Source organism: Nocardia sp. (assembly GCF_025465275.1).
In the GTDB taxonomy this organism is placed as follows: Bacteria; Actinomycetota; Actinomycetes; order Mycobacteriales; family Mycobacteriaceae; genus Nocardia.
Genome location: NZ_JAODNK010000023.1, coordinates 1 through 10,452, shown reverse-complemented (window position 1 = coordinate 10,452; position 10,452 = coordinate 1). Strand labels below are relative to the sequence as shown.

The following is a 10,452-nucleotide window of genomic DNA, read 5'->3' as shown; positions in this document are numbered from 1 at the left end:
TGTGCCGCGTTTTTGGCGACGGGCTACTCGGAATCGTGGCCGACCTTCTGGTTGTCCCGTATTGGCAGCGCCACGGTCTCGGCACCTCTCTACTCGACACCGTGATCGCTTCGGCCACAGCGCAATCGATCCGCCACCGGGCCTCGTTGCCGATGAGTCGGGGAGCGAATCCCAGCGCATGGCATCGTCGGACCAGGTGTAGGCGGGCAGCACACTGGCGGACGAGGAACTGCCCGCCGACTGCTGCGCCCTGCTCACGCGCTGATACCGCGATACCTGCTCGGCCGGCCGCTACGGCGGCCCGGCGCTGGCCCTGGAGGCGGCATCGTCAGTTCAATCGCTTCCACGTGGCATCTTTCAGGATGTAGCGGCGGCCGACGCCGTGCTTGACGCCCTCCTCGGTACGGAGATCCCCATCGTCACCCTCCGCGACCACGATGCCTGTGATCTTGACAGTCTTGTCCTCGACTTCACCCCATTCCTGGAGCCCATCGACATAAACGAGGGATCTCGGGCCGCACATGACGATCGCCCCATATATCGAATTCTCGGCAATGCCGAACAGAGTGACCTCTTCGTTCAGATAATCTTCGAAATTCATTGTTCCTCACTCGATGGGCGATTGCTGACGTCGACCTATACCAAGCTACGAATGCTGAGCCCGTACACTCGGCTGTCGTAGAATGAGCCTTCGAATGCGCCACCGTAGTTGTGGAGTTTCGATTCCGGCTTCAGACTAACCTCCATCGGACCCTCGAACCGCCCGGAACCCGTGCGCCGCGGGTCACCGATGGGGTACTCCCTATGATTGGCGCCCGCCCAGACACCCGGCGCTACCTCTGTATGGAAGTCAAAATTTCCCATACCCAGGGCTTTCGCTCGGGCGCGATCTTGCGACATGTCCACCTGACCAGTAACCGGATCCGGAGCGAAGGCCGCGGCGTTCGGCTCGGTCGCCACATGTATCTCCCGCCCGTATTCGTCGTAGAGGACATGTCCGAGACTGTCGCGAGCGACATCTTGACCGGAATAGAAGTCCCTCACCCATATCACCACATCCCAGTTCGCTGGAGGGCCGGGCGGCAGGGCGTCTTCCAGGCCACGCAGACGGGAGAGCTTCGGGTCCTCGTTCGCCATCCGTACGAAGTCCGCCCTAGTTGCCGGCCTGCGCGTGATAATATCCTCGATACTGGTCTTGTACTCGCGGGCCAGCGCCAGACTGCGTTCACTGTGTTCAGCCTGCGCATCGTCCCGCTCGTGGCGCAGCAATCTCCGCTCCCCGGTGGAAAGGTCGAACTTGGCGGCTGCTGCTTCACCCGCCGCCTCGTAAGCCTCGACCTCCGATTTACGGTAATTGACCAGAGACTGCGCCATCGCTACCGCTGTCGATTTCCGGAATCGGCCAACGGGGCCAGCCGCGCTCTTGGCTTCTTCCAACTGTTTCTCCGCATTCCGGAGCGCCTTTTTGGTCTCGTTCAGGTTACTGTTCGCTTGTTCCAGTGGCGCCAATTTCTGTTCGGCCTCGAACTGTCTGGGATACGTTTCAGGGTCACTGACGACAAGGTTGTATTGCGGGTGGTCTCCCTTGATGCCGGAAAATAGGCTCGTGACGCCCACACAGCCCCACTCCAGCGTCGATTCTTCGTAGCGGATCCTCTTCCGCCCGGTCTTCTGCTCCCACCGTTCCATGAACTCCTCCCCGGTGAGAGTCATCCGGTCGCGTCCGTTGAGCGGCGGCAGGAATTCCCGTTTGGTCCAGTCACCTTCCACCCGTACCGCACCCTGCTCGTCTCCCAAACGTGCGCGTATCCAGGAAGGGACCTCAGCCCGCCGCGCGGCATCGACTGCGCCGCTGTCCGCGGCGGTCTTCTCGGCCGCCGCCTTCTCAGCCGCCTTCTCCGTAGCAGCCTTATCCGCCGCGCCCGCCTTCGCTTTTGCCTCCGGGTCAGGCTTAGTCGAGGCTTCCAAATCGGTCCCAGCTCGGCCATTGGACTGCGCAGACACCTTGTCCGCGTCGCCACCCGCACGACCAGCGACTGACTGATCGGGCGGCGGCGTATCTCCCGTGACTCCAACCACCGGCGGCTTCTCGCCCGCAACGGCAGACACAGACTCCCCCGCCGAGTCGGCGGGGGTGACCTCCTGGCTCGGCGGTTCGGCCGGACGGTCCCCGACGCCAAGTACACCGGAGGTGACCTGATCCCCCGTGCGTTGCGGGAGGTCCGCCGTGCGTTGCGGGAGGTCCGCCGCCGTGCGTTGCGGGAGGTCCGCCGTGCGTTGCGGGAGGTCCGCCGCCGTGCGTTGCGGGAGGTCCGCCGTGCGTTGCGGGAGGTCCCCCGTGCGTTGCGGGAGGTCCCCCGCGCGCTGCGGGAGATCCGCCCCACGCTGCGGTGCGTGCTGACCCTGCGCTCCGTCAGGACGTGGGACCTCTCTGGGATTTAGTGGGGGTGCCGAAATAGCCGGGGGCCCAGTTGGCGTGGCCTGTTGCCCGCCAGTCTGCGTCCCGCCACTCTGATCGGCCTCGCCCGGCTGCCCACCCGACGATGTCCTACTGCCGGAGTTGCTGGCGCCGGAGGTCGAATCACCGGTGCCGGCCTTCGGCGACTCGTCCGTGGTCCCGCCGGTCTTCGTTGGCACGGAGAGGACCTCGTTCGAGGCCGGACCTCGGAGAGCATGCGGCAGCGTGCCGATCGCGCCGCCGACGAGGCCGGGAATGAGGGTGTCCCAGCGGAGGTTCAGATGGCCAGTGACCGGAACCTGCGCGATCTCACCGGCTACCGCACCCGCGCCACCACCGGCCGCCCCGCCCAGGATCCGAACCGTCGAGCGCCCGAGGAGTCCCACCGTCTTGGCGCCGTCCTTGGTGAGGGTCTTCTCGAGTCGGCCCATGACCTTGCCGCCGACGAATTCACCCGCCAAACCGCCCGCGGCGCCGGCCAACAGGCCGGCCTCGACCTGACTGTCGTAGTTCCCCCACTTCCGATTGCCGTGCATCATCTGCACGGTTTCGGCCACGAGCGGGACACCACCGCCCTGCAGCGCACCGATGGTCACACCCTTGAACAGGATCGCCTTGACCAGACGCCCGGCCGCGGCCCGCGCGGCGTCGGTGCCCACGTTCTCGATCAAGCTCCGAAGCGCGGCCCGGACGGTAAGGCGCGTTGCGGCCGTCGCCGCCGCGCCCTCCACCTCGCCAGGGCCCGGCATGAATAGATCGACGCCCAGCTGTGCAGCCAAGACCAGGATCGAACCTTTGATGATGTATTTGGTCAGTTCGGTGGACAGCGCGTCGCGGACCAGCTGGTCAGCGAGGCTGTGGCAGGCCTGTGCCGCGGAGGCGAGGTCGCTGTCCAAGTTGATCCCGTGGGCCGCCAGCGCTTTTCCGGTCTCACCTTGGATCGTCGACAGCGCCTTGTTACGAGCATCGCCGGCGAGATGAGAGGCGTTGGTGATCGCATCGCCCAGCTCGTTCCACAGCGCAGCCAGCCGGCGCATGGCACTCTCGTCACCCTCCGGCCAGGGGCCGGCGACCAAGTCCACCACCCATTTGGGGACGTCGGCCAAGGAGACGGTCATCGGCTGTCGAGGTCGAGTGTGACCCGGAAGACGTCGAACGTCGCCCGGTCTCGGCCGCCCTCATCCCTCCTCACCGGGGTGCCCGCCGTCGGGCACCGTATGTCGTGCGGTTCACTGTCCCGGTTCATCCTGGGCCGGACTGCAGGCGGTGTCGGCGGCGGTGTCGGATCGGGTACGTGTCGCCGCCTGAACGATCCTCCGGATATCGGGCAGGCGGGGCATACCCGGAAACAGGTCGGTCAGATCGGGCAGAACGGCGGTAGTTTCGGTGATCGGGGCGAGGATCTCGTCCCGCCGCCGGTGCGCCGCCCGGGCGGCCGCCACGGCTGCCTCCTTGATCGACCGAGCCAGACGTTCCGGCCTGCCGCCCTCGAATGCGTTGTCCGCCAACCGAACGTCCAGGACGATGCCGTACGCGTCGACGGTCACCTCAACGCGTCGATCGGCGGACCACGCGGATGAACGCGAGGTGGCGAGCCGATCGCATATGCCCGGCAGATCGGCGGCCCGCTGGTCGAGACCGTCCAGCAATGTGTCGACCAGCCGCTTCATCTCGTCGTTAGCCGCTTGCAGATGATCCAGGCTCGGCTGCTCCACGTACGGCGTCCTTTCCGGTTGGGCGGGCTGGTTAACGGTCGGCAGCGCCCGGCTGCGACCACGGAGTCGATGTGGAACGCAGAGCGTCCGAACGAGGCGTCGGGACGGTCACATCAAGCAAGGCAGCGTCCACACTGGGCGAACGATCCACGTCGAGGGCGACGGACACCTTCGGCAACTCCTTGCGGGGTTTCTTGTCTTCCTTGCGCTTCTTGTCCGGGCGGCGAACCGAACCACCCGACCACGGACTGCGGGACGGCGCCGAGCCGGGGACAGCGGACGAGGAACGGGACGGGGGCGGCACGCCCGGAGCATTTTCCGTCCGGGCGCCACCCGTCGGGAAGGGCGCACTCCCCGGATCGAGGGCATTGTCGTCGGCGCCCAGCGGGTCGGGCTCGGTCGTCGGCGCGGTATCGGTGGTCAGCGACGGCGAGACGGTGTCCGGAGCGGGACCGCCCCCGGTATCGTTGCCCGGCTGCGACAGCGCTTGCGCGGCGGTCGGATACCCCCGCCCGCCTGGCTGATCGGCGGGGCCGGAGCCGACGGGCCCCTGGCCATCCATACTCTGCGGTGTCACGGAAATCGGTGCAGCCGAGAGCAATCCGGGGTTCGACTGGTCGCCGGGCGCCGTGATCGAACCCTGGGGGTTCGCCGCCGGGGCGACCGCCCCGGCGGGAGCGCTGGGGTTGTACTGCGGCGCCGACGTCAGGCCCGAAGGTTGGAGACCACCGGGATTTCCGGAATTCCCGATCGAACGGCCGTTAGTGAGGTCCTGGACACCGGTGGTGTCGGCGGTGGTCTTGATCTGCGATCCGGTGTACTGCAGGATCTGCACGAGAGTCTGGACGTTCTGGACCGTCTGGTTAGCATCAGGCTGATAGGTCTTGGCAAACTGATGTCCTGGTTCGTCACTGCCCCAGCACTGCCCCTCGGTGTCGATCGCAGACTGGAGGTGCCGCAACGCCGCGGCCAATTCGTCGCTCGCGTTGCCGAATGCGGGGGCTTGCATGCCGAACTCGTTGGGATCCAGTTGGAATGTGTCGCCCATGTGCCCCCTATCACACACCAACGACACCACGACGAATTACCTGGAAGGTTAGTGGCGTTCGGACATGCCTGGGGAGCACTGTTCCCAAGACAGGGAGGCCGGGCGGTGCGCGGCCTACCGTTGCGCGCCGGTGCGAGGTGGTGGACCGGGCGTCGACCGGCAGGTCGCGCAGCAGCACCACGCCGTAGTCATCCATGGCCGCACATAGCGAATTTTGATGTCGCCCTGCCCTGTGGCTACGGAAGATCTGCCTCGAGTGGCTGACGTTGATTGGCCGCCCGGCACCCTCTCGGGACGACTCGGCTGCTGATTGAAAATTGCGGGTAGTCGCTGTGTAGGGATCTGCTAGCGAAGTCGTCTGCGGGACAAACGGTTACGCCGACTTTCAGGAGATCGAAATGGAGCGCGCCTGGGTAGGGATCGATATCGGTAAACACCATCATCACGCGGTGGTGATCGACCACGACGGCACCCGCCTGATGTACCCCGGGTTTCGTAGAGTCGGGTTGCTGGACTTCAGGCCACGGGGTGGATGGGTGACTGCATCATCTCGTACTCGATCGGTGTCCGCATACCAAGGGCGGAATGACGGCGCTGCCGATTGTGGAAGATCTCCAGGTACTCGAAGGTCGCGTTCGCCAGCTCGATCCGGGTTCTCCATCTTTACCGGTTCAATAGCTCGGTTTGCATTCTGCCCCAGAATGATTCGATGACAGCGTTGTCGTAGCAGTCGCCGATCGACCCCATCGACGGCACCAGCCCGGACTCTCGAGCCCGGTCGGTGAAGGCCCAAGAGGTGAATTGCTTAGGTTCAACCGGTGGTCGCAACACCCGAGGTCACGGAGGGTGTGTGGGAAGGCCATCGGACTGGGCGCGGGAGGTCACCGGACGAGCGCCGATGCGGTCGCCGGGGGCTCCCGCGATTCAGCGCTCGGTGGAGCGACTGTTCTGGGACAAGATCGCCGAGGGCCTGTTGCCGACCGAAGCCGGTGTCGCAGTAGGGGTATCGCCGGTCATGGGCAGTCGGTGGTTCCGTGATGCTGGCGGGATGTCACCGTATTCCTGGAGCCGGCCCGGCGGCCGCTATCTGTCGTTCGCCGAGCGTGAGGAGATCGCGCTGCTTCGGGTGCAACGCAAGGGAGTGCGGCAGATCGCGCAGGCGCTGGGCCGCAACCGATCGACGATCTCGCGAGAGTTGCGGCGAAACGCCGCGACGCGGTGCGGCAAGCTAGACTACCGCGCCTCGGTTGCCCAGTGGAAAGCCGAGCTGTTCGCCAGACGCCCGAAGACGGCGAACTCGTTGAGAACCAACAGCTTCGCGACTACGTCCAGCAGCGCCTGACGCCGCGGTGGCGACCGCGAAGGCACTGGTCGAATACGGATTCTCACGGGTCGTAATGCGAGTCTGGGGCACACACTGGGACCTCTCGATGAATCAGGAGTGGAAGGTGGTAGCGCTGGATGAGGGCCCCTACCCCGACGATCGCCCGGGCGCGACGCCCACGAAATGTGAATCGACGCAACAGAACAGAGGAATCCGGGACTATCACGATCGAGCGGCGGCGCTCCCGCCGCAGTCCCGCTCGCCGCCGCCTCCGGTAGTGGTCTCGGTGTCTACCCCCATGACCAGCACGATCCCGAGAAAAGCCGTGGCCGGACGCTACGCCGTGATGTCGGCGACCGCGACAGAACCAGTCCTCAATGCTCAGTCACGAGCCGCATGGGCAGGCCAGCGGTGCCACGCGCCGATGGCCGGTGCCTGGTCCCCGACCACGGACAGATGGTGGACATTCTTGTCGCGTCGATAGTCGTCGACCGACGAGACGTTTCCGATCAGCTGGGCCCAGCGACCGCTGAGGTCGATCTGCTCGCCTGTCTGCTTGTCGGTGATCACCGCACCGCTGACCTCGATCGACTCGTCGTCGAGGTTTAGCCGCCACCGCGGTTTGTCCGCGAGCTCGGCGAGATACCGGCGAACGCTGTCAGGGGCACTGGTGGCGTGGACGGTGGTACCGCCGAGCTGGCGGACGATAAAGTGCGTGCTGGCGGGCGCCGGCGGCGGGGGCATGTGTGTGTCGATGAGGACCGAATAGCCCAGCGGCACGGCGATCTCGTTGAGTTCATCGGCGATGGCGAGGGCTTCCCGCGCCGGATCGAGCGGAGGAATCTGCATCTGTGGCTCCCGTTCGAGCAATATCAGTCGTAGAGGACCAGCAACCCTATCCATCAGCACCGACATCTTCAGCCGCTGCTGGGCCACCGGTACGTGTTGCGTCACAACCGGATGGCGTCCTTACCCCACCGCGGCACGTCCGGACGCCGAGCGGGCGCGGATCCCTGTCCGGCGAGGTGAGTCAATCATGCATACCGGTCGGTATTGCCTATATGCTGACCGTGTGTTTTTGCCGACACCCATGCTGGCGACCGCGGGCCCGGCGCCCGATGATGCCGACACCCGATACGCCCTGGAATGGAAATACGACGGAATCCGCTGCCTGGCAGGGATTTCCGACGGCGCATGTCGAATGGTCAGCCATAACGGCAACAATGTGACTTCTCTCGGGGTCACCGATACGTGAACCGGTTCCAGCGAAGGTTTGTGCAGCTCAGTAGCTTTGGTGGGACTGTAACAAATCACAACAGGTGTCGTACTGGTCGACGCCAATGTTGTCCGTGTTCGGCGAACGGGAGCCACGAATCGATCGTGTGAATGTCCGGCGAACGCACAGTATTGCCGATGAGCGTGCTATCCAGCGTGGTCGAAGGTGACCTGGGTCCGGTACGGGCGAGCGCTGCTGACATGAGTTGCCGCCGGATGGCGGGCAATCAGTGCCAGAAACGTTTCGGTCTGTTCGGGATGCGGACACCATCGGCTGCCGTTTCCGAGGCTGCGGGATGTCGCCGTTATCGGGAAGTAAAGGCTGAGTGAGAGTTGGCGGATGCTGTCGTCGACTCCGGAGCCGGTGATCACCTGGCGGGTGATGTCGTAGACGAATTCTTGCCGGTCGTTGCCGTACGTGCCCCACTGAAACAACAGCATGTCGCAGTCGTTGTCGATGTCGACATCTGTCACGCGATGGTGGGCATAGAACATGGCCATCGAGCCGATCGCGGTGGAGGCGTTGAGGTTGTCGAGGGTGTGGCCGTGGTTGCCCAGGTATCGAACGAAGGCATTTTCGAGATCGAGGGCTCGCACCGCGCTATTGTGCCGGACCGGAGTCGGAGGCTGCGGTCTCGGGACATCCGCACCGAATTTCGGACGCCCGATCGTCGCGCCAAGCCTTACTTGTCGAGTGGTTCCAGGGGCAGGCGTCTTGTCCGAATCGACCTCACTGGTAAGCCATTCCACGATGGCGGCGACGACCGGCCGAGCTGTCGTACCGACACGGTAGGTTCCATCTCGTGTCTGTGAACTGCGATCTCTATGCCACGGTAAAAGGCCTTGCCGATCTTCATGAAGCACAGTCTGTGAAGACCGCGGTCGAGCAACTGTTAGCGAAGGAGTTCCAAGGTGGTTGGGACTTCAACGTGGAGGTCAAGCAGCGAAGCGATACCGACGTCTACGTGGTGATCGAATCGCTCGATACGGTGATCATCAGCGGAAGCGGCTCGTGGACAGACGTATTCGATGACCTTCTCGCAGAGCGTGTTTCCGCCGTTGCGGCCCGCGCCCAGACGGACACCGAGTGGACCTGGCCCGACTACCGCTAGCCGAGGAACAGAGCCGCTGCCGAGGGCAGGGCCTTCCTGAGGTCGGCGCGCTGTAATACCGTGACCCGCGCGTTTCGAACCGGCCAGCGCGGGCCCGCGAAAGATCAACGGGCCGAGGGCTGGCATTTTCCGACGCCGACGACCCTATTGACCGGTCACGGGACGAGGTCAGCTAGGACGTCGAGAACGAGACTCCTTGCGGCGCGCCCGTACAGGGCCGAGTTCTTCAACACCTCGAACATGCGCGCATACAACTCGCATTCCGCTGGTTGCGTGACTTGGATACTCGCGGTGGGTGTTTCGAGCGCAACTAGCTCGTTGTCGAAGATCCAGAACCCGGCAGAAGCGACCGCCTCTCGCTCGGTCATGAGTGGAATGATGCCGACCGAGATATTGGGCAAAGACATCAGCTCCAGGAGGTGCCCGAGCTGCCCCGACTGGATGCGCGCGTCGCCGAACCAGGTCCGCAACGCCTGCTCTTCGAGAACGACCACGAACCGTTTCCCTCCACGCTTGAGGATGCGCTGACGTTCCATCCGGACGGCAACCGCGTCGTCCACATCGTTCGGGGCACCAAGGAAACGAATCCAAAACGACAGCATCGCAGCCGAATACTCGGCGGTTTGAAAAAGGCCGGGGATGACGTTGTGCTCGTAGATGCGGAACACCTGGGTCTGCTCGTACCGCTGCTGAGTGTGCGCACCGAGGACACGCTTCAATCCGGCACGGCTTTGCCGCCGAAACTCGAGGTACGCCGAATCGACAGCGCGCAGAGTCGCAATCAGGTCCGCGACCTGATCGTCAGCACCGCAGACCCGGCACCACTCACGAATGTCCTGATCGGTAGGTGACTGCGCACCGTTCTCGATCTTCGACACACGCGTGTAGTGCTGCCCGGTCGCGGCGGCCATCTGACGTGCGGTCAGGCCGGCATCCCGGCGTACATCACGCAGCCGGGACCCCAGTGCTCGTCGTGCCTCCTGAGCGGAACTAGACGGGCTTGTATTCACGGTGCGGAATCGCCAGCGCCCACACCGCCTCGAATGCTTTGCGGCACAACTGAATATCGTCAGAAGATGTTGATGTGGTCTTGCCGGTACCCAACCCGTCTCCAGCATAGTGAAGGAAGACGACCAGCCGATCATCGAAAAGGTAGAAGTCGTTGCCCGGCAACGCAATCGATGACACCCGGCGTCGAGGAATCCACCGGATGTCTTCGCCTGCGTCAACCATCGGCCCAGCAATGCTGTAGGACCAGCGCTGATAGTCGCTTAGCGGTTCGGAAACGATGCGCGCTCGCTGCACCGATCGTCCCGACGCAACGTGTTCACGCAACGTTGCGCACCAACCCTGCAACCACTCGAGGTCGTCCGGTTCGCCTGCAGCCCACTGAGCCATGTGTGGTAGCTCGGTTGCCGTGCCGTATGCGTCGCGAGTCTCCAAGTGGATCGCGGAGTGCTCGAAATCGGTCAGCAGCTGGTCGAACTCACCGTCACTGATCTGGGTCACTGTCTCCCTGT

10 protein-coding genes and 2 pseudogenes are annotated in these 10,452 nt (G+C 64.3%); 3 read left to right on the top strand and 9 right to left on the bottom strand.

Annotation, left to right across the window (positions count from 1 at the left end; translation table 11 throughout):
* Nucleotides 1–328: 328 nt before the first annotated feature.
* From JWN03_RS05400 to JWN03_RS05380, 5 genes and pseudogenes are all read right to left on the bottom strand, one after another.
* Nucleotides 329–601: a hypothetical protein gene (locus tag JWN03_RS05400; RefSeq protein WP_297610583.1), complete on the bottom strand. Its 273-nt coding sequence runs from the start codon at nucleotides 599–601 to the stop codon at nucleotides 329–331.
* Between the two features lie 35 nt (nucleotides 602–636).
* The gene (locus JWN03_RS05395; RefSeq protein WP_297610580.1) at nucleotides 637–3,576 is read right to left on the bottom strand and encodes a WXG100-like domain-containing protein; all 2,940 of its coding nucleotides are present in this window, start codon (nucleotides 3,574–3,576) and stop codon (nucleotides 637–639) included.
* 111 nt (nucleotides 3,577–3,687) lie between these two features.
* Nucleotides 3,688–4,173, bottom strand: coding sequence for a YbaB/EbfC family nucleoid-associated protein (locus JWN03_RS05390; RefSeq protein ID WP_297610577.1), 486 nt, complete (start codon nucleotides 4,171–4,173; stop codon nucleotides 3,688–3,690).
* 31 nt (nucleotides 4,174–4,204) lie between these two features.
* Nucleotides 4,205–5,221: a WXG100 family type VII secretion target gene (locus JWN03_RS05385; protein WP_297610574.1), complete on the bottom strand. Its 1,017-nt coding sequence runs from the start codon at nucleotides 5,219–5,221 to the stop codon at nucleotides 4,205–4,207.
* A 516-nt stretch (nucleotides 5,222–5,737) separates the two neighbouring features.
* Nucleotides 5,738–6,025: pseudogene (locus tag JWN03_RS05380) on the bottom strand (transposase); the annotation flags it as partial.
* Nucleotides 6,026–6,119: 94 nt separating this feature from the next.
* On the opposite strand from JWN03_RS05380, the pseudogene JWN03_RS05375 reads away from it, so the two are divergent.
* A pseudogene (locus tag JWN03_RS05375) lies at nucleotides 6,120–6,562 on the top strand (transposase); the annotation flags it as partial.
* A gap of 364 nt (nucleotides 6,563–6,926) precedes the next feature.
* On the opposite strand, the gene JWN03_RS05370 reads toward JWN03_RS05375, so the two are convergent.
* Nucleotides 6,927–7,481 (bottom strand): hypothetical protein, encoded by a 555-nt coding sequence (locus tag JWN03_RS05370; protein ID WP_297610571.1) that lies wholly within the window; start codon nucleotides 7,479–7,481, stop codon nucleotides 6,927–6,929.
* A gap of 136 nt (nucleotides 7,482–7,617) precedes the next feature.
* Here JWN03_RS05370 and JWN03_RS05365 point away from each other — a divergent pair, with 136 nt between their 5' ends.
* The gene (locus tag JWN03_RS05365) at nucleotides 7,618–7,800 is read left to right on the top strand and encodes a hypothetical protein (protein ID WP_297610568.1); all 183 of its coding nucleotides are present in this window, start codon (nucleotides 7,618–7,620) and stop codon (nucleotides 7,798–7,800) included.
* A gap of 167 nt (nucleotides 7,801–7,967) precedes the next feature.
* On the opposite strand, the gene JWN03_RS05360 is transcribed toward JWN03_RS05365, so the two are convergent.
* Nucleotides 7,968–8,417, bottom strand: coding sequence for a hypothetical protein (locus JWN03_RS05360; RefSeq protein WP_297610565.1), 450 nt, complete (start codon nucleotides 8,415–8,417; stop codon nucleotides 7,968–7,970).
* 206 nt (nucleotides 8,418–8,623) lie between these two features.
* On the opposite strand from JWN03_RS05360, the gene JWN03_RS05355 reads away from it, so the two are divergent.
* Nucleotides 8,624–8,932, top strand: coding sequence for a hypothetical protein (locus JWN03_RS05355; RefSeq protein ID WP_297610562.1), 309 nt, complete (start codon nucleotides 8,624–8,626; stop codon nucleotides 8,930–8,932).
* 155 nt (nucleotides 8,933–9,087) lie between these two features.
* Here the strand turns inward: JWN03_RS05355 and JWN03_RS05350 are convergent, their stop codons facing one another.
* The gene (locus JWN03_RS05350; protein ID WP_297610586.1) at nucleotides 9,088–9,942 is read right to left on the bottom strand and encodes a helix-turn-helix domain-containing protein; all 855 of its coding nucleotides are present in this window, start codon (nucleotides 9,940–9,942) and stop codon (nucleotides 9,088–9,090) included.
* On the bottom strand, nucleotides 9,923–10,452 hold a 530-nt coding region (locus JWN03_RS05345; RefSeq protein WP_297610559.1), incomplete at its 5' end, for a DUF6879 family protein. The genes JWN03_RS05350 and JWN03_RS05345, both read right to left, overlap by 20 nt.

Bases quoted from the DNA above. Each gene is read 5' to 3' on its own strand.
- JWN03_RS05400 (WP_297610583.1), bottom strand. From the start codon at position 601: ATGAATTTCGAAGATTATCTGAACGAAGAGGTCACTCTGTTCGGCATT.
- JWN03_RS05395 (WP_297610580.1), bottom strand. From the start codon at position 3,576: ATGACCGTCTCCTTGGCCGACGTCCCCAAATGGGTGGTGGACTTGGTC.
- JWN03_RS05385 (WP_297610574.1), bottom strand. From the start codon at position 5,221: ATGGGCGACACATTCCAACTGGATCCCAACGAGTTCGGCATGCAAGCC.